Below are 20,297 nucleotides of genomic sequence, written 5' to 3'. Positions count from 1 at the left end.
AAAACAATGAATAATTTTAAATATATAAAATTAGGAGTATTAATCACAACATTATCATTGACAGGAGGTCTTTTTAATGCCTGCAATGATGACATTGAATTACCTGTACCTAATACAGATAAATACGAAGATTATGGTGTTTATGGCTACGTTAAAAATGCAGGAGGAGCAAGGGAACTATCAACTATTGAAGTTTTCAGTGACAAAGCTGCCAAGACTCAAGTCTATTTTCAGTTGACAGAAGCTGCAACACAAAATACAGAAATACAGTTTAAGATAGATTCCAAAGTACTTGATACATATAATTCGGTAAATGGAACTTCCTACGAAATGTATCCACAGGAAAATGTAACTTTCACTAATAATGGAAAGACCACAATTGAAGCAGGCGAACGTACTTCTGAAAAAGTTGAAGTAGAATTAGTAGCAGGAAGTACCTCTAGTAAAATTACTTATGCTCTCCCTATTAGTGTAGAGCTAAAAAACGGAAATACAGTATTAGAACAGAAATATCAAAATTATATCTATTTGATTAGGCCAAAAGGACAAATACCTGATATAAGCAAAGGACTGGTTAAGAATTTCTGCTATATAGAAGTAAAAAGTGACAATATTCTAAATGCAGGAGAGTATACAATGAAAGAAAGCGGAAAACCGTTCTTCGATGTGGTACATATATTTGCAGCAAAACTTAATTTTCAACCATCTGGTTCGGAAGCCGGGCGTGTATTTTTAGAATGTGGAGATGATATAAAATATATATTCCAAAACGCTGACAAACTAATCCGTCCATTACAAGAGAAAGGTATTAAAGTATGCTTAAGTATGTTTGGAAGTAATGGAGTAGGTCTTGCAAACCTTTCCAAAGAAACAGCAATCAGTGTTGCTAAAGAAATCAAATATTATGTAGAAACTTATGGATTAGATGGTGTAGATTTTGATGACGAATGGGCAGATTATAAAAAGCATAATCTGCAAAATACCTATAAAGGATTTGATGCTCCATCTGGAGATAATTATGCAAGACTAATTTATGAATGTCGGCAATTAATGCCCGATAAACTCATAACAGTGTATGAATTTGGTACTCCCCCCATTAATGGTACAACAAGAGTCACGGGCGATATGGTAGTAGAAAACCAAAAGGTAGTAGATATGATAGATTATACGTATTATGGTTCATATGGAAGTTATGCTACCAATCGTGAGAATACTGTAAAAGTCCCAAAAGAGATGTATGGTCCTTGCCCTGTAAACCTAAATTTCATAGTAAATGATGGAGGGCAAAAGAACGAAAATTATTTTACTTCAACTAGTTTCCTAGAAACAAATCTTGGTAAAGTTGTATCTAATGGATATGGGGCTATGGTATTTTACAATCTACTTCCTTCTATTGATTACAGTTTTGGCTTGAATGAAGTCGGTAAAAAACTATATGGAGAAGAAGTTGTATGGAGTGGAAAAACATATGATAAAACGTCTGCAGAACCTAAGGTAGTCGAACGAATAAATTATGACTCATATATTGGAACATGGAAAATAAAACCTCTCGAATCCCTTTATTGGTTTGCTGAAGGAGATTATTGGCAATTCGGTGGTGCTGAAGAATTTACTATAAGAATAGAACCCAAAGAAAAGGGACATACTTATAATGTTTATGGTTGGGGAGATGTTAAAGAGTTAATAGAAGACTATCCTTTCGAAATGCAATACAATAGCCAAACTGGTAGGTTAGAAGTAGCTGGAGGACAAGAACTTTATAATGAAAATGGTAAAACTTATACTCTTTATGGGCGTTATCAATCTTTTGGAAGCAACATTGCAACAATAAAGAAAACAGACACATTCTTAAAAAGTACATTACTAAGATCTAATACGAACTTCACCATATATGGACTAAATGGTACAAGTATAATAGCAGATAAGAAATTAATGATCGTACCTTTGTGTTCTGATTCAAATGAAGACAATAATAACCTAAAAAGTGGAGATAAGCATCCTGTTGGACCATTTTCTTTCACAAAAGTATCAGATTTATAGGATGTGTAAATTAAACTGTGTCAGCAAGGAATAAAATATTAACTTTGCTAACACAGTTTAATTTACATTCTCGATTTATACTAAACTCCCTTGTTATATTCCTCTCCCTTTTGGAAGGTTTTCTCATAGAAAACCTTCCATTTTTTTGTGATTCATGCTATGACATGATTATTCCACCTGCTCTTTCGGATAATTCACCAAATACAATATCTTTGTCGTCCGAGTAAAAGCGGTATACAACCACCGGAAATAATCCGGAGTCAAATACTCATCCGTCATATACCCCTGATCTAAAAATACATTCTGCCATTGTCCGCCTTGCGCTTTATGACAGGTTATTGCATAGGCATATTTCACCTGCAAAGCATTGTAATGCGGATCGGCTTTCATCTTTTTCATCCGGTCTCTTTTGTTTGGAATATCTATATAATCTTCAAGTACTGTATAGAACAATCGGTCATTGTCTTCTTTCGGCAATGCGGGTGAGTCCGAATGTAAAGTGTCTAATAATAGATTCGCATCCAATTCAAAATCATTCTGGTCAGGAAAGCGGAGAGTAATTTCAGCAAAACGAAAACCGTATATTTCACGAGTTCGACGAACACGCCGGACAACTGCAATTTCTCCATTAGCGATAAAATCCATCTCCTTATACTTCTCTGTCCAATAGTAATTATTTTTGGCTATCATCAACATATCTCCTGTGTTCAATTCATCTTCACGCCAAAGAATTTGTGCACGTATTCCATTATTATATAAGTTCGCACGTTTATTAGATCGACAGACAACAATCGTTTCATCCATACCATCATGATCGTAACAATTAGTCAGTTCTTCTATCAGTTCAGTTCCGGGTACCAGTTTAATATCAGGAAAACCTGTTATTTTTATTTTAGGTAAGGAATAACAATCATCCTCCGCTATCAGTTGCCTCAACTGCGTGGCATTCCACAATATTCCGGATTCTTGCACCTGGCGAACCACTTGGGTAAGATCAATCTCACGTACTTCAAGTCCATAACCTTTCAATGCATCAGCAAAAAGCGCAGGACTCAACTCCTCACCTACCGGGGGAAGCTGTGCTGTATCTCCCATCAACAAGAGTCGGCAACCTTGTCCCGAATACACAAATTGCACCAAATCATCCAATAAACGTCCTGTTCCAAACATACTGCCCGACAGTCCTTCGTTTGAAATCATGGAAGCCTCGTCGACAATAAACAATGTATTGGTAGCTAAATTGTCATTGATCGAAAAGTTACTAAGTTCATTAGAAAAAGATTGTTGTCTATATATTTTTTTATGAATAGTAAAAGCCGGATGTCCTGCATACGCTGAAAAAACTTTTGCCGCACGTCCTGTAGGAGCCAACAATACAGACTTCTGCTGCAGCTGATCCATCGTTTTCACCAATGCCCCTACCAACGATGTTTTACCAGTACCAGCATACCCTCTTAAGATAAAGACTTCATCTGCCAGTGTGGACAGCAGAAACTCTGAAAGAGATTTTACAGCAATTTCCTGCTCTAAAGTTGGCTGATAAGGAAAATTTTCCTTAATTTGCCTTTCTAAATAGTTATTTATCATTTTTGTACGAGAAAAAAGTTCGAGGAACTATCGTATTTAAATTTATTTATTCTATTTTTGCGATGCGAATATAACAACTAAAAACATAATTTATCATGAAAACAGTATTTAATATTGTATTGGTGCTTTGTGCTGCTGCACTGATTTACATCTGTTACACCAGCATTATGGGTCCTATCAATTTTGAAAACGCAAAAAAAGAAAGAGAAAAAGCAGTCATTGCCCGTTTGATCGACATCCGTAAGGCACAGCAGGAATACCGTTCGCTGCACCGCGGAATGTATGCACCCAAATTAGACACACTGATTGATTTCGTTAAAAATCAAAAATTGCCGTTCGTTATGAAGATGGGAATGTTAACTGACAAGCAATTGGAAGACGGACTGACTGAAAAGAAAGCCATGGCTATCATCGAAAAAGCAAAGAAAACCGGCAGATACGATGAAGTTAAGAAATGGGGACTTGAAAACTTCAAACGTGACACGATGTGGGTAGCTGTATTGGATACTATCTATCCAAAAGGATTCAATGCCGACTCTATGAAATATATTCCTCACGGAAATGGTGCTCAATTCGAAATGAACGTGAAAAATGACACTGCCAAGTCTGGTGCTCCAGTATATTTGTTCGAAGTGAAAGCTCCATACGAAACTTATTTGAGCGGACTTGACAAACAAGAAATCATCAACCTAAAAGACCTGGATTCTAAACTAGGCAAATATAGCGGCTTGATGGTAGGTTCTATCGATACTCCAAACAATGGTGCTGGTAACTGGGAATAATGATTGATTTTACTAAATCAAAACAATATACTTTATCCATCCGTCTTAGTACGGATGGATTTTCTTTTTCTATCTATAACCCGATTCATGACGATTCGCTTTCAATAATAGAGAAAGAGATAGACACATCTCTATCCCTTACAGCCAATCTAAAGGCGGTCTTTCACGAATCGGACTTCCTAAATCATCCTTACAAACGGGTAAACATTATGATGGCAGGCAAGCGTTTTACGATTGTGCCATTAGAATTGTTTGAAGAGGAACAGGCGGAACTTCTGTTTTATCATAATCATCAGAAAAGAGAAAACGAAACGGTGCTCTATAATATTCTAAGAAAGAATAATGTAGCTGTCATCTTCGGCATAGACAAAAGCGCACAGACCTTTTTGAATGAACAATATCCCGAAGCTCGTTTCTATTCTCAATCTACTCCATTCATCGATTATTTTTCTGTAAAAAGCAGATTGGGAAACAGTAAGAAGATGTATGCTTCTATACGCAAAGACGGCATTGACATCTATTGCTTTGAACGAGGACATCTGCTTCTGGCTAATTCCTTTGAATGTACGCACACAGAAGACCGTATTTACTATTTATTGTACGCCTGGAAACAACTGGAGTTTAATCAAGAACGGGATGAGTTACACCTAACCGGAATACTTCCGGAGAAAGACGTTTTAATGAGTGAATTGAAAAAGTTTATCCTACAGGTATTCATCATGAATCCTGCAACTAATATTGATATGCAAGCCTTATTAACATGCGAGTAATCAGCGGTATTTACAAACGAAGAAGATTTGACGTGCCTCGGACATTTAAAGCACGCCCTACGACAGATTTCGCCAAAGAAAATCTGTTTAATGTACTCAATAACTATATCGATTTTGAAGAAGGAATAACAGCTCTTGATTTGTTTGCCGGGACAGGAAGCATCAGTATCGAACTGGTATCCCGTGGATGTGACCATGTTATCAGCATTGAGAAAGATCCTGCACATCACTCATTCATCTGCAAAATTATGAAAGAGGTGCAGACAGACAAATGTCTGCCGATACGCGGAGATGTATTCAAGTTTATCAAAAATGGCCGCGAACAGTTCGACTTCATCTTTGCCGATCCTCCCTACGCTTTAAAAGAGTTGGAAACAATACCCGAATTAATCTTTCAGAATAATCTTCTCAAAGAAGGAGGATTATTGGTACTGGAGCATGGAAAAGATAATAATTTCGAAGAAAATCCACATTTCCTTGAGAGAAGGGTGTATGGAAGTGTGAACTTCTCACTATTCAGATAAGATCCAAATACAATTTCATCCTTATTAAAGCAGCGGAGCCAATAAACGCACGATAGACTCCGCAGCTTTTTGTCTCCACGAACGTCTGCCCCAATTCTTCAAAAAGATCTGTGTACTTTCGCGCTGGTCCTGAAGAAATATTTCTTTCATTTCAAGGGCAGTTTCTACGTCATACATAAAAGCATTCACTTCAAAGTTATGCTCAAAGCTACGGAAGTCAACATTGGTAGAGCCTACAGTGGAAAGCATATCATCTGAAACCATCAGCTTAGAATGTAGAAAACCTTTCTTATAAAAATAGACCTTAACACCTGCCTGCATCACATCTGCCAAATAAGAACGCGATCCAAGATGAGTTATCCAGTTATCTGCACGTTCCGGTAACATCAAGCGTATATCCACCCCAGACAATGCTGCTGTTTGCATAGCTGCTAATATTGGTTCTGTAGGCAAAAAATAAGGTGTTTGCATATAGAAATATTTTTTTGCACTGGTAATAGCAACAGTCAATCCCTGCATGATTTCTTTCCAAGGCCCGATAGGCTCACTCGTGACAATTTGCACTAAAGAACTTCCGCAAGAGTCAATCTTCGGAAAATAACGGGAAGCGGTTATCAACGTACGGTCTACAAAATACCAATCAAGCAAAAAAGCCGTTTGTAAACCATGCACTGCCTTGCCTTCCAACATGATATGCGTATCTCGCCAAATCCCCCAAGAAAAGCCACGCATATAACGTTCTGCCAGGTTCATTCCCCCAACGAAGCCCACGCGTCCGTCAATAACGACAATCTTTCTATGGTTGCGGTAATTCACCCTACTGGTAAATAAAGGAAAACGTACTTTCAAAAAGCTCCTGACTTCAATACCGGCATTGCGCATTTCTTCAAAAAAACGATTAGGCACATGCCAGCAACCTACATCATCATAGATAACCCGTACTTCAACCCCGTGAGAAGCTTTTTCTATCAGCACATCCCTGACCATACGCCCGATAGCGTCATCTTCAAAGATGTAATATTCCATGTGGATATGCTGCTTCGCTTTTTGCAGTTCACGCAACAATGATTGAAGTTTGGTATATCCTTCGGTATAGACTGCCACACGGTTCCCCTCAAATGGAAACGCTTGATTCGTTTGCTGGAAAAGCTGAATAAGACGGGAGTATTCATAAGGAACGTCCGAACAATCCTGTGCGAGATATTCGGCCATTGGTTTCTTCAATAAGCGGTCGTAGCTTTTTTGCCCAATGATACGTTCGCGACGTTGACTCCGCCCAAAGAAAAAATAAAAGACAAGCCCGACAATAGGAAGGAAAAGTAATATGAGTATCCATGCCATGGTTTTAACCGGATTCCGGTTGTCAAGAATGATGATGACAATCGTACCGATAATGGCTCCAAAATAAAGAATATCAAAAGCCACTGTTGCTATCTGGCTAAGCATATAGTTCCAATCAATCATAGGAATCTCCTTTCATACGAATACTAAACAACAAATATAGAGTAAATTCTCGGATTAACAAAGAAGTCCCGGCAACAACATTGAATCGTTGTGCCGGGACTTCCTGTTTTTATTTAAACCTATTACTCTGCTTTAGTGTGGTCTGCCACCTCCAAAGCCACCACGCGGGCCACGAGGTCCACCACCATCAAAACCGCCATGACGCATATTGCCGCGAGCTTCTTTATTTCCAAAAACATTCAGACGATAAGAGAAACGAAGCATGCAGTAGCTATTAATTCCGTTATATTCAGAAACAGAACGCATATCGGCTGTTAACGAACGGCTGATATTAGATTGCTGCCGCAGAATATCATATACTTCAAAACTGATGGTTGCGGCATTGCCTTTCAGGAAGTTTTGGGCAATCTGTGCATTCCAAATAAGTTCATTCTTATTCATACTGGCATCACGATAACCACGACGAGCGTTATTAGTGATATTGGTAGACAACGTCATACTCCAAGGTAAAGAGATATTAGTACTTGCACCATAACCAAATGTATAGGGTTCTTGATTGTTTTCCGGACGCAGTTGATTTCGCTCAAAGTTATAGTTGATTGAACCATTCAAGGTAAATTCAAACCAGTCGTTACGGAAAGTTCCATTCAGATTCTCTCCGAAAGTCAGTGTCGTACTAGTGTTCTTGTCATTTATTTTAGTATCGTCATTAAAAAGATAAGAAACTGCATTGGTATAATTAGCACGGGAAAAAGAATTTATGGTAAACCGCTTGTCTCTCAATGCTGTATTGAATCCAAACATTCCCATCGCATTCCAGTTTCCGTTGATATTCTCCGGTTTAACAGTCACTCCACCAGTACTCTGATTATAAGTAGTGGCATTAGTAATGCTATTTTGAGTCATATTCAAGTTTACATGAGCCATCATGCCACGCTGTTTATCTGCATTATAAGTATTATAAAACAAACGCATAGAATGAGAGAAAGAAGGTTTCAATCCCGGATTACCCTTACGGATATTCAACGGATTGGAGTCATCAGTTACATCAAGCAAATTTTCCATACTCGGCTGGCTTGCACGTCCCCGATAGGTAAAGCGCAACTGGCTGACTTTAGAAAATCTGTAACGAAAATCAACGTTAGGAGCAAAATTGAACACATTTCTTTTTACTACAGTATCTACTTCGGCTTTCTTATAATCCAATCTGGTGTTCTGCGGTTGCAAAGATACTCCAAAGTTCAATCTATATTTCTCGCGGATAATATTTAGTCCTGCATTAATATCATGGTTATAATATTTATATTGAGCATACTTACTCAAATCTCTATCTTTATTCTCTTCATATCCTACAGGCAGACCATCACCAAAATTCCAAAACCAATCCTGTCCTTTATCGGCATCAGGAATCAAGCTGTATGTACTTCTGTCACTTTCACTATATTTATATTGAAATTTATAGCGGAACTGTAAGAAGGTAGCTCTCGCAATCGGTTCGCTATAGGTCAGTTCGGCAGTATAATCATAATTTTTGGTTGGAGAAGTAGTATATTGTTTACGCTCATCATCTTCTTTTTTTGCATTATCATCAAAATAACGCGTCAATGATTCACTAAACTGTTCGCTGTCATTATCTCCATAACTAAATGTACCACGGAAAGTGATGTTTCGTCCCTGATTATTCAATCTACGATTCACTTGCAAAGAAGCATTTGCAGAGAGATTCTGCCCTTCAGATTTTGATTCACTATTACTGGCGTTGACACGAATAGCTTCTAAAGGATCATCCGTACTTCCCCAGAAAATCTTATTCAAAAACTCATTAGGATTAGACACCAAATTAAATGGATCTCCATTAAAAGTTCCCGATTCGGAAATAGAATAACTATTAGACTTTCCATAAGAAACGTTCGGACGGAAAATGATATTTGTCAATGTGTCCGGTTTCCACTCCAACCGAAAGTCTGCATTAAAGTTCGTATTCTTATTGCGGCCTTTACTGTTCGAATTTGAATAAGAATTTCCATTTTGCAGGAAACGTTCCGAGTAGTTTGTAGATGTTGCATCCCGATCACTGAAATTATAACGGGCACTACCTCCCAGTTCCAATTTTTCAGTCTGGGTAGCAAAGTTAGCCCCTAACATCCTGGTAGCAGTCAAACCATTGCTGTTCCGGAAACGAGGTCCGCCACCTCCACCGGAGAATCCCTGATCGTTCACATTATTAGCAGAACCGATTAAAGAGAATTGGCTATTATCGACAAAACGATTCAACATCAAGTTGCTTCCGTAACGATCTTCTGTACCACCGGCAACACTTGCATTACCAAACCAACCTTGATTCATACCTTTCTTCACTTTCAGGTCAAGAACAGTTTCTTCTTCTCCGTCATCTATTCCGGTAACACGTGCCAAATCAGACTTTTTATCGTACGTCTTCAGTTTGTCGATCATGTTGACCGGTAAGTTCTTCAATCCGGTTTTCACATCACCGCCAAAGAACTCTTTACCATCCACCATAATCTTCTTTACTTCTTTACCATTGATTTTGACGTTACCGTCATCGTCTATTTCTGCTCCCGGAAGTTTCTTCACCAACTCTTCGAGCATCGCCCCTTCGGGAGTACGGTAAGCTGTTGAGTTATATTCCAGCGTATCTTCTTTCACGACCACCTGCGGAGCTTCGGCAGTAATCACCGCTTCCTTCAGCATGACAGCATCAGGGTCCAATGTAATGGTTCCCAATTTTTTATCAGTGGCGTTAGCAGATAATTGTACCGGTACGAGCTTGGTTCGGAATCCAATATAGGAAACTTTCAACACATATTTTCCGGCTTTTACTTTGGGGAGAGTAAACCATCCCTGGTTACTACTGGCTATACCGGCGGCATAAGCACTATCAGGTAATGATAGCAATTGAACTGTAGCCTGCGCTGCGGGCTCTTTAGTATCGGATTCCACCACACGTCCCGAAACGGTAATAACCTTATTCTGTGCAAAAATTGAGAAGGTGCATAGCAACATCAGCACCAACCCTGCTGAAAATCTTTTCATTTACCTTATTTACGATTATATTAGTAGCAATAACAATGTCTTTTTGACAAATCGAATCGCAAAAGGTTTAATTGAAAAGAAAATTATCTTTTAAAGAATCGATCAACAAGCGCTTTTTTCAGACCAAACTCCAGACAAAGCACATTAAAAACCAGAAAAGTCAGGAAAGAGGAAGTATCGACGTTTATCACATCTCCTTGCATAACACGCCACAACATACCACCAAAGACGAACAAGAATGTCAAAAAGATGGCATTACGAACAGCCGAGTTCCGGATTTGCTCCGTTTCACGGCTTTCATTCTTACTTAATGCAAAGATTATTAACAAGCATCCTGCCATCATCAACAACTTTGTACATTCTTTATAAAACAACAAATTAGTATCAGTTACTACTCCCTGCATCACCAAAATAAAAGGGATGAACAGAGCTACCAACAAGACAACATATCCTAAAGGACGACAATATACAGGTAATAATGCTTTCATGATTAAACGTTTTAATGAGACAAAAGTAAGTAAAAAAAGATATTTTATATACATTTGCAGAGTAAAAAAGCAAAAGAATCATGAGTAAACAAGAAGTTATTCTCTGCGAAAGCTTGGAAACGAGCCTCGGTCGTGCCATTGAGCTATGTCCGTATGACAAATTATTCGTCCTCACAGACGAGCATACCCAGCGTCTTTGTCTCCCCTCTCTAAAGGAATCGGGGCTGTTAAAAGATGCTGTAGAAATCTGTATCGGAGCAGAAGATGTGCATAAAACTCTGGAAACACTCGCTTCCGTCTGGATGGCATTAAGCACTCAAGGGGCTACCCGCCACTCTTTACTTATCAATCTTGGAGGAGGGATGGTGACAGATCTCGGAGGTTTTGCCGCAGCTACATTCAAACGGGGCATTTCCTATATCAATATACCAACCACTCTGCTCGCTATGGTGGACGCATCAGTGGGGGGTAAAACAGGAATCAACTTCAACGGACTGAAAAATGAAATCGGTGCTTTCGCTCCGGCAAACAGTGTATTGATTGAAACTGAATTCCTGCGCACATTAGATACACACAATTTCTTCTCCGGATATGCTGAAATGTTGAAGCATGGTTTGATTAGCAATACGGCACATTGGGCAGAATTGCTCAATTTCGATTCCTCTAGTATTGATTATGCAGCTCTCAAACAATTGGTAGGCCAATCGGTACAAGTGAAAGAAGATATCGTGGAGCAGGATCCCTTCGAACATGGAATTCGCAAAGCATTAAATCTGGGACACACTGTAGGACATGCGTTCGAAAGTATGGCACTGGCAGAAAACCGTCCTGTATTACATGGATATGCAGTAGCTTGGGGAATTGTGTGCGAACTGTATCTTTCTCATCTCAAAGTAGGTTTCCCGAAAGAAAAAATGAGGCAAACGATCCAGTTTATCAAGGATAATTATGGCGTATTTACTTTCGACTGCAAGAAATATGACCAACTGTATGCATTTATGACGCATGATAAAAAGAATACTTCAGGTACTATCAATTTCACCTTACTAAAAGATATTGGAGACATTTGCATCAATCAGACTGCCGACAAGGACACTATCTTCGAGATGCTCGACTTCTATCGCGAATGTATGGGAATTTAACCCATCTTACATCAGATATACCGCATAATAAAAGGGAATGAAATAAACTTCATTCCCTTTCTCTTCCCAATCCCTATAGATATTATTGCCTCTTGTGAGGCAATTGTCCGCACTATTGTTCTAAGTTACTCATTCGATATTGTGAAAGCGACATTCCTGTATGCTTTCTAAAAAAACGTCCAAGCGACGATTGATTCGCAAAGTTCGTTTTAATCGCTATTTCCTGAATGTTCAGGCTTGTGTTTTTCAACAAAGCCTTGATTTCTAATATGATGTATTCAACAATCCAGTCTTTGGCAGACTTCCCGCTTGTCTCCTTAATTACCATAGTCAGGTATTTGGAAGTAATACACAGTTTATCCGCATAAAAAGCCACATCCTTATTCTCCTTAAAATGCTTCATGATAAGCCCAAAGAATTTATTAGCCAACTCTTCTTTACGGGTATCCCTGCGGGCAGTCATCAAGGTAGATTCCTTTTGATAAGCATTGAACAGTTCCAGATACAGATACCTCAACAAATGAATAATCAGCTCACGCCTATATATATCTTGAGAGGTAACTTTATCTTTTATCATACCCAGATAATTATATATCCGGGGAATATCGCGTTCCGTCTGCGGATACCAGTAATGAGTCCGCATGTAGAAAAAGAAATGCGGAGAAAATCTGGGCACACCACTTAACGCATCACTAAACAGTGAAGTAGATATAACCATCGTAACGGTCGAGAAATCTTCACTTGGCTCACTAAATGAGACAAATTGTCCGGGTAATAATATAATCAATTCCTCCGGTTGTATCCAATGTACATCTTCATGCACTGTAATTTTGGCCTTTCCACCTAAACAATATATAATCAAAGCTGATTGATTATTAGAAGGATAAGAAGTCAAAGGAAGATACTTCAGATTTTGATAAAATTTAAAATCGTCACCCAGGACGTATATCTCTAATGTCTCTCTATTTTTAATGTCTAACATTTAACACCTTTCTAAACTAAGTCTTTTTACAAATGTATAACTTCCTAATTTACCACGCACCAAAAATGGAAATATAGTATCATACTAAGGAAGTCAAACACCTTTAATTTGCATTAATTTATAAACAAACTCTCTGATTGTTAGTTCATTTATCATTTTCCTATTTCGTTTTATTATAGACTGACCTGTTTTTTATAGTGTTTTTAGGACAGGAAAAGGATTAATGCTTTCAAATGAAAAATAAGCAGATTGTTTTCTAATTCAAGCAAAATTAAAGAAATGTACTTTTATATCACATAAGAGGCAATCAAAAAAACTACTAACTCATTGAAATAAAGATTTGTATGTTCACAAGAAAGACTAATAATCAGAATAATAGCTATAAATCGGCACAATTCATACTAGAAAAATCAACGGATTATTTGCTAATTAAAAATTAATCTGTACTTTTGCATCCGCAATTCGGGGTGTAGCTCAGCCCGGTTAGAGTACGCGTCTGGGGGGCGTGTGGTCGCTGGTTCGAATCCAGTCACCCCGACTGGTTAAAGAGGTTAGAAACCGAATGGGTTCTAACCTCTTTTTATTTTAGAAAACAATGAAAGAAGATCCTAGACATATCCATATCAGTGAATACAATTATCCTCTTCCGGATGAACGTATTGCTAAATTCCCGTTGCCTACCCGCGACCAGTCCAAACTCTTAATATACCGTCGTGGAGAAGTTAGTGAAGATGTTTTCACGTCTTTGCCGGAATATCTGCCGCAAGGCAGCCTGATGATATTCAATAATACAAAAGTCATTCAGGCACGCCTCCATTTTCGAAAAGAGACGGGAGCACTGATCGAAGTGTTTTGTCTTGAACCGATTCAGCCAAACGATTATGTCTTGAATTTCCAACAGACAGTACATGCCGCCTGGCTTTGCATGATCGGCAATCTGAAGAAATGGAAAGACGGACAGTTGAAACGCGAAATGACCGTCAAAGGATTCCCTATTACCCTGACCGCTACCCGAGGAGAATGTAAAGGAACCAGCCATTGGGTAGATTTTGCATGGAATAATCCGGAAGTAACGTTTGCCGATATCCTTGAAGTGTTCGGAGAGCTTCCTATTCCTCCTTACTTAAACCGGAATACGGAAGAAAGTGACAAGGAAACTTATCAGACTGTTTATTCTAAGATTAAAGGTTCGGTAGCTGCGCCTACGGCGGGATTACATTTCACTCCACGAGTATTGGATGCACTTCAAGAGAAAGGCATCGATCTTGAAGAATTAACTCTACACGTAGGAGCAGGCACATTCAAACCTGTAAAAAGTGAAGAAATCGAAGGTCACGAGATGCACACGGAATATATATCGGTCAACCGGAGCACCATCAAAAAACTGATTGACCACGACGGTTGTGCTATTGCAGTAGGGACTACTTCTGTACGGACTCTGGAAAGCCTATATCACATTGGAGTTACATTGGCTGAAAATCCGTATGCTACGGAAGAAGAACTACGTGTCAAACAATGGCAGCCTTATGAAAAGTACGACCAGATTCCTCCCGTTGTTGCGCTGCAAAAGATATTGGGATATCTCGACAGGAATGGTTTGGAAACCCTTCACACCAGTACACAGATTATCATAGCACCGGGATACAATTATAAAATAGTGAAAGCGATGGTTACTAATTTCCATCAGCCGCAAAGTACCTTGCTGCTTTTGGTTTCAGCTTTTGTAAAAGGGAATTGGCGCACTATTTATGATTATGCACTGGCGCATGATTTCCGGTTCCTAAGTTATGGAGATTCTTCTTTATTAATACCATAAGATATTCTCCTCTCCGAAAGATTTTACGCAATATAAAAGACACTATGCCAAGCGATAATAACCAAGAAATGTTCCCTATCGTAGACGAACAGGGAAATATCACCGGAGCCGCCACTCGCGGAGAATGCCACAGCGGTAGCAAACTGCTTCATCCGGTAGTTCACCTTCACGTATTCAATGCCCAAGGAGACATCTATTTACAGAAACGACCCGAATGGAAAGACATTCAACCGGGAAAATGGGATACGGCTGTGGGCGGACATATTGATTTGGGCGAAAGCGTAGAAATCGCCCTAAAGAGAGAAGTCCGTGAAGAATTGGGCATCACAGACTTCACTCCCGAGTTTCTCACCAGTTATGTTTTTGAATCCAGCCGGGAAAAAGAGCTTGTTTTTGTCCACAAAACCGTTTATGAGGAAGAAATCCATCCCAGCGACGAACTGGACGGTGGACGATTTTGGAAGATCGAAGAAATAAAAGAAAATCTAGGTAAAGGAATCTTCACTCCCAACTTCGAAGAAGAGCTGAAAAAAGTCTCTCTTATTCCTTCTCTATCCAAGTAATAATCTTTTCAGAGAACGGACTTTCTTTCGGAGACACAACTCCCACCCAATGTCCGTTCTCATCAATCATAAACTTCTGAAAGTTCCACTGAACCGGTGCGTTTTCTTTCCCATTCTGTTTTTTCTCCGTCAACCATTGGTAAAGAGGAGCCATATCTTTTCCTTTAACGGAAATCTTAGCCATCATCGGAAAAGTAACATCGTAGTTCAAAGAACAAAACTTGGCTATTTCCTCATTACTACCCGGTTCTTGTCCCATAAAGTTATTCGCCGGAAAACCGATAACAACAAAGTCTTTTTCTTTATATTTTTCATATAGTTTCTCCAGTTGAGCATACTGGGGCGTCAGCCCACACTTAGATGCCACGTTGACTACCAGCACTTTCTTACCTTTCAGTGAAGAAAGAGGAAAGTCCTTACCATCAATAGTTTTCACTGTAAAATCATAAAAAGACTTGTTTTGCGCTTCCGAAGAAATTGCAAACAACAGGCTTACCATCATCAAGACGAATGTTTTCATGTTGAATATACATTTAGTTTGTTTTTATATTAAACGAGTAAACTGAAAGAAATGTTTGTTCAGCAGTGAAACAAGAACTATGATTTTACATCTTTCAATTCCCCAATCCGTCACTTCACCCCACAATCTTTCCGCTTCATTTATTTTTAGTGATAACGGATGAAGATAGGCAGTAATTTTGTACTGTGAAATAATAATACAACGAAAGTCATGTTTACAGCTATTGTACGTTTTTCAATCAAGAAGAAACTATTTGTAGGACTCACTACTCTCTTCCTGTTTATCGGAGGTATCTATGCGATGCTGACACTACCTATCGATGCCGTGCCCGACATTACCAATAATCAGGTACAAATAGTGACCGTATCCCCTACACTCGCGCCACAAGAGGTGGAACAACTCATCACTATGCCTATCGAAATAGCGATGAGCAATATTATGAATGTCGAAGATATCCGTTCTGTCAGCCGCTTCGGGCTATCGGTCGTAACGGTCGTTTTTAAAGAAAGTGTCCCCACACTCGATGCACGGCAGTTGATAAATGAACAAATACAAAGCGTAACAAGCGAGATTCCCTCCGAGCTCGGAACACCGGAGATGATGCCCATCACTACCGGTCTGGGAGAGATTTACCAGTATATATTGAAGGTAGCTCCCGGATATGAGAAGAAATATGACGCAATGGAGCTCCGCACCATTCAAGATTGGATGGTGAAACGTCAGTTGTCCGGTATACCCGGTATAGTAGAAATCAATAGTTTCGGCGGTTATTTGAAACAATATGAAGTAGCCGTCGATCCGGACGCCCTGTTCTCTTTGAATATCACTATCGGCGAGGTGTTCGAAGCACTTAGCAGCAACAACCAAAATACCGGAGGAAGCTACATTGAGAAGATAAAGAACGCCTACTATATCCGGTCGGAAGGTATGATTACCCGCATCAAGGATATTGAACAGATTGTAGTGACCAACCGGAATGGGATTCCGGTACATATCAGTGATGTAGGAGTTGTCCGCTTCGGTTCTCCAAAGCGTTTCGGTGCCATGACAAAGGATGGTGAGGGCGAGTGTGTCGGCGGAATTGCCATGATGCTGAAAGGTGCCAACGCAAATGTAGTGACTCAAGAACTCGAAAAACGGGTAGAAAAAATACAGCAGCTATTACCCGAAGGAGTCAGTATAGAACCTTACTTGAACCGTTCGGAACTGGTAAACCGGAACATCTCTACGGTTGTCAACAACCTGATTGAAGGAGCGGTTATCGTCTTCCTTGTACTCATCCTCTTCCTCGGCAACCTCCGTGCCGGACTGATTGTCGCATCCGTCATCCCGCTGGCAATGCTTTTCGCTTTTATCATGATGCGTGTATTCAATGTCACCGCCAATCTAATGAGTCTCGGTGCCATTGACTTTGGTATTGTAGTAGATGGCTCTATCGTTATATTGGAAGGTATCCTCGCCCACATTTACGGAAAACAATTCCGAGGCCGTACACTGACCCGCAAAGAGATGGACAAAGAAGTGGAAAAAGGAGCTTCCGGCGTTACACGTTCGGCCACTTTTGCAGTGTTGATTATCCTTATCGTCTTCTTCCCCATCCTTACATTGAACGGGATTGAAGGGAAATACTTCACCCCCATGGCTAAAACACTTGTGTTCTGCATTATCGGAGCCTTAATTCTCTCACTGACTTATGTTCCTATGATGGCCTCCCTCTTTCTGAAGCATACCATTGTTGTGAAACCCACCCTTGCCGACCGCTTCTTCGAGAAACTGAACAAGATCTACCAGCATACCCTGCGCGCCTGTCTTCGTTACAAATGGCGTACCGTCATCATAGCCTTCTCCGCGCTGATCGGTTCACTTTTTCTCTTTACCCGCCTGGGAGCAGAGTTCATTCCCACTTTGGACGAAGGTGATTTTGCCATGCAAATGACACTACCCGCAGGAAGTTCGCTGACCGAAAGTATCGAAGTTTCCCGCTTGGCAGAGAAAGCATTAATGGATAAATTCCCTGAAATCAAACACGTGGTAGCCAAAATAGGAACGGCGGAAGTTCCCACTGACCCGATGGCAGTGGAAGATGCCGATGTGATGATTATCATGAAACCATTCAAAGAATGGACAAGTGCCGGAAGCCGTGCAGAAATGGTGGATAAAATGAAAGACGCACTTGCTCCGCTCTCCGAACGTGCCGAATTCAACTTCTCGCAACCGATACAGCTTCGCTTCAACGAGCTGATGACGGGAGCAAAAGCAGATATTGCCATCAAATTATATGGAGAAGACACGCACGAATTATATGAAAGAGCCAAAGAAGCAGCTACCTTTGTAGAAAAAGTGCCGGGAGCAGCGGATGTCATCGTTGAGCAGACGATGGGATTACCTCAATTGGTAGTGAAATACAACCGTGGCAAAATAGCCCGTTACGGCATCAACATACAAGAGCTTAACACCATTATCCGAACTGCCTATGCCGGAGAGTCAGCAGGTGTAATCTTTGAAAACGAGCGGAGATTCGATCTCGTGGTCCGGCTTGACCAGGAGAAAGTGGCCGACTTGAATCTTGATAAGTTGTTTGTACGCACTTCGGAAGGAATTCAAATCCCTGTTGGAGAGGTAGCAAGCATCGACCTTGTCAGTGGACCACTGCAAATCAACCGGGATGCAACCAAACGGCGCATCGTCATCGGTGTCAATGTGCGTGACGCAGACATCCAGCAAGTTGTCGCCAATATTCAAGAGACATTGAACAAGAACATCAAACTGAAGCCGGGATATTACTTCGAATACGGCGGCCAGTTCGAAAACTTGCAAAATGCCATCAATACCTTACTGGTGGTCATCCCCGTAGCATTAATGCTCATTCTATTGATTCTGTTCTTCGCATTCAAGAACATCACCTATACCCTGATGGTATTCTCAACCGTCCCCCTATCGCTCATCGGTGGTATCGCCGCACTTTGGCTACGCGGACTTCCGTTTAGCATATCGGCCGGAGTAGGATTCATCGCTTTGTTCGGGGTGGCAGTATTGAATGGTATCCTGATGGTAAATCACTTCAACAAACTTCGTAAACAAAATACCTATTCCATGACTACAAACCAGATTATCAAAAGAGGGACTCCACACTTGCTCCATCCTGTATTCCTGACAGGACTGGTTGCATCTCTGGGATTCGTCCCGATGGCAATAGCCACTTCAGCCGGCGCAGAAGTACAACGTCCGTTGGCAACAGTGGTCATCGGTGGCTTGATTATTTCTACCGTACTGACTTTACTCATCATTCCGGTGTTTTACAAAATTGTAAATTCATTTGCTACCTGGAGACGTCCGGGAATCAAACTGCGCTGGCCTTTCGGGGGATTGTGTCTCCTGTTCTTGTTTCTTCCCGCGTTCGTTTCCGCTCAACAGACACAAACAATCAGTCTCGAACAGGCGATAGAAATAGCCAAACAAAATCATCCTCGCCTGAAAATAGCCAATAATGCTATTCAACAAGCCAAAGCCACTCGCGGAGAAGTGATAGAAGCAACGCCTACCTCGTTCAGCTATTCCTGGGGTCAACTTAACGGAGAAAACAAAAAAGACAAGGAACTGGCTTTCGAGCAAAGTCTGGGCTCCCTTCTAACGCCATTCTACAAGAATGCGTTAGTCAACCGTCAGGTAAAAACGAACACCTATTATCGGCAGATGGTAGAGAAAGAAATCACAGCAGAAGTGAAAAGGGCGTGGGCCTACTACCAATATGCCACTAATCTCTGTTCAATGTATCGAGATCAGGATAAAATGGCAGAAGAGCTGCAACGCATCGGAGAATTACGATACCAACAAGGAGAGATTACCTTGCTAGAGAAAAATATGATGACCACCATAGCTGCCGATCTCCATAACCGCTGGTTCCAAGCAAAAGAAGAAGAGAAAATGGCATTGGCACGTTTCCAATGGAGTTGCTACTCCAACGATCCCATTGTTCCGGTGGATTCCACTTTATCCTTATTCTATACCGGCATTTCGGATGGAAACCTGTCGGGAGCACATACTGCCTACTTTCAAAGCCAGGCAGATGAAGCGAAAGCAATGCTCCGTGTAGAGCAGAGCCATTTCTTTCCTGAAATTAGTGTGGGGTATACACGTCAGGACATTCTCCCACTTAAGAATCTGAATGCCTGGATGATCGGGTTTTCTTTCCCCATCTACTTCCTGCCACAAAAGAGCAAAGTGAAGCAGGCACGGCTAACTGCCGCTTCAGCGCAAATACAGGCAGATGCCAACATCCGGGAGTTAAGAAATAAGACACTCGAACTGGAAGCATCCCTCCGCAGATATAACGAGAGTTTACGATATTATACCTCATCGGCCTTGAAAGAAGCGGACGAACTGACAAAGGCAGCCAACCTGCAATTGCAGCAGAGCGAAACAGGCATTGCCGAATATATACAGTCGATTACCACCGCCAGAGAGATACGCAGAGGCTATATTGAAACAGTCTACCAATACAATATTGCTGCACTGGAATATGAACTTTTCAAGTAGGTGGAAAATCGAGACATTGAATGACATAC

General features: G+C 40.5%; 14 protein-coding genes and 1 tRNA gene. 9 read left to right on the top strand and 6 right to left on the bottom strand.

Annotated elements, in window-relative coordinates:
- Positions 1-6: 6 nt before the first annotated feature.
- The gene (locus DWZ47_RS01230; protein ID WP_117512124.1) at positions 7-2,040 is read left to right on the top strand and encodes a BT_3987 domain-containing protein; all 2,034 of its coding nucleotides are present in this window, start codon (positions 7-9) and stop codon (positions 2,038-2,040) included.
- A gap of 168 nt (positions 2,041-2,208) precedes the next feature.
- Here DWZ47_RS01230 and DWZ47_RS01225 read toward each other — a convergent pair whose 3' ends face one another.
- Positions 2,209-3,627, bottom strand: a complete 1,419-nt coding sequence (locus DWZ47_RS01225) for an ATP-dependent RecD-like DNA helicase (RefSeq protein ID WP_117512123.1) — start codon at positions 3,625-3,627, stop codon at positions 2,209-2,211.
- Positions 3,628-3,722: 95 nt separating this feature from the next.
- On the opposite strand from DWZ47_RS01225, the gene DWZ47_RS01220 reads away from it, so the two are divergent.
- From DWZ47_RS01220 to rsmD, 3 genes are read left to right on the top strand one after another with little or no spacing between them, the layout of a single operon-like run.
- Positions 3,723-4,409 carry a hypothetical protein gene (locus DWZ47_RS01220; RefSeq protein ID WP_004301363.1) on the top strand — a complete coding sequence of 229 codons (687 nt, stop codon included), beginning with the start codon at positions 3,723-3,725 and terminating at the stop codon, positions 4,407-4,409.
- Positions 4,409-5,179: a DUF3822 family protein gene (locus tag DWZ47_RS01215; protein ID WP_117512122.1), complete on the top strand. Its 771-nt coding sequence runs from the start codon at positions 4,409-4,411 to the stop codon at positions 5,177-5,179. Before DWZ47_RS01220 ends, DWZ47_RS01215 begins: the two co-directional genes overlap by 1 nt.
- Positions 5,170-5,703, top strand: coding sequence for a 16S rRNA (guanine(966)-N(2))-methyltransferase RsmD (rsmD, locus tag DWZ47_RS01210; protein WP_004305410.1), 534 nt, complete (start codon positions 5,170-5,172; stop codon positions 5,701-5,703). Before DWZ47_RS01215 ends, rsmD begins: the two co-directional genes overlap by 10 nt.
- A gap of 24 nt (positions 5,704-5,727) precedes the next feature.
- On the opposite strand, the gene cls is transcribed toward rsmD, so the two are convergent.
- The 3 genes from cls to DWZ47_RS01195 all read right to left on the bottom strand — a co-directional run bounded on the left by cls (position 5,728) and on the right by DWZ47_RS01195 (position 10,709).
- Positions 5,728-7,167 carry a cardiolipin synthase gene (gene cls, locus DWZ47_RS01205; RefSeq protein ID WP_004301164.1) on the bottom strand — a complete coding sequence of 480 codons (1,440 nt, stop codon included), beginning with the start codon at positions 7,165-7,167 and terminating at the stop codon, positions 5,728-5,730.
- A gap of 132 nt (positions 7,168-7,299) precedes the next feature.
- The gene (locus tag DWZ47_RS01200) at positions 7,300-10,221 is read right to left on the bottom strand and encodes a TonB-dependent receptor (protein ID WP_115484510.1); all 2,922 of its coding nucleotides are present in this window, start codon (positions 10,219-10,221) and stop codon (positions 7,300-7,302) included.
- Between the two features lie 83 nt (positions 10,222-10,304).
- On the bottom strand, positions 10,305-10,709 hold the full coding sequence (locus tag DWZ47_RS01195; protein WP_004305412.1) for a hypothetical protein: 405 nt from the start codon (positions 10,707-10,709) through the stop codon (positions 10,305-10,307).
- 80 nt (positions 10,710-10,789) lie between these two features.
- Between DWZ47_RS01195 and aroB the strand changes: the two genes are divergently transcribed.
- Positions 10,790-11,851, top strand: a complete 1,062-nt coding sequence (gene aroB, locus DWZ47_RS01190; protein WP_117512121.1) for a 3-dehydroquinate synthase — start codon at positions 10,790-10,792, stop codon at positions 11,849-11,851.
- Between the two features lie 112 nt (positions 11,852-11,963).
- Here aroB and DWZ47_RS01185 read toward each other — a convergent pair whose 3' ends face one another.
- Positions 11,964-12,833 carry a helix-turn-helix domain-containing protein gene (locus DWZ47_RS01185; protein ID WP_004324776.1) on the bottom strand — a complete coding sequence of 290 codons (870 nt, stop codon included), beginning with the start codon at positions 12,831-12,833 and terminating at the stop codon, positions 11,964-11,966.
- Between the two features lie 463 nt (positions 12,834-13,296).
- Between DWZ47_RS01185 and DWZ47_RS01180 the strand changes: the two genes are divergently transcribed.
- The 3 genes from DWZ47_RS01180 (at position 13,297) to DWZ47_RS01170 (ending at position 15,212) form a co-directional block, all read left to right on the top strand.
- A tRNA-Pro gene (locus DWZ47_RS01180) sits at positions 13,297-13,371 on the top strand.
- 57 nt (positions 13,372-13,428) lie between these two features.
- On the top strand, positions 13,429-14,649 hold the full coding sequence (locus tag DWZ47_RS01175; protein ID WP_115484512.1) for an S-adenosylmethionine:tRNA ribosyltransferase-isomerase: 1,221 nt from the start codon (positions 13,429-13,431) through the stop codon (positions 14,647-14,649).
- 44 nt (positions 14,650-14,693) lie between these two features.
- Positions 14,694-15,212 carry an NUDIX hydrolase gene (locus tag DWZ47_RS01170; RefSeq protein ID WP_115484513.1) on the top strand — a complete coding sequence of 173 codons (519 nt, stop codon included), beginning with the start codon at positions 14,694-14,696 and terminating at the stop codon, positions 15,210-15,212.
- Here DWZ47_RS01170 and DWZ47_RS01165 read toward each other — a convergent pair.
- Complete coding sequence (locus DWZ47_RS01165; RefSeq protein ID WP_008642023.1) at positions 15,190-15,732, bottom strand: glutathione peroxidase; 543 nt, start codon at positions 15,730-15,732, stop codon at positions 15,190-15,192. The two genes, DWZ47_RS01170 and DWZ47_RS01165, sit on opposite strands and share 23 nt — an antisense overlap.
- A 210-nt stretch (positions 15,733-15,942) precedes the next feature.
- Between DWZ47_RS01165 and DWZ47_RS01160 the strand changes: the two genes are divergently transcribed.
- Positions 15,943-20,268 carry a CusA/CzcA family heavy metal efflux RND transporter gene (locus DWZ47_RS01160; protein ID WP_117512120.1) on the top strand — a complete coding sequence of 1,442 codons (4,326 nt, stop codon included), beginning with the start codon at positions 15,943-15,945 and terminating at the stop codon, positions 20,266-20,268.
- The last annotated feature ends 29 nt before the right edge of the window (positions 20,269-20,297 follow it).

Source organism: Bacteroides sp. AF32-8BH, assembly GCF_003435205.1.
GTDB classification, from domain to species: Bacteria; Bacteroidota; Bacteroidia; order Bacteroidales; family Bacteroidaceae; genus Bacteroides; species Bacteroides ovatus.
Note: the sequence above shows the minus strand (reverse complement) of the source record. Positions and strands in the feature narration are given on the sequence as shown.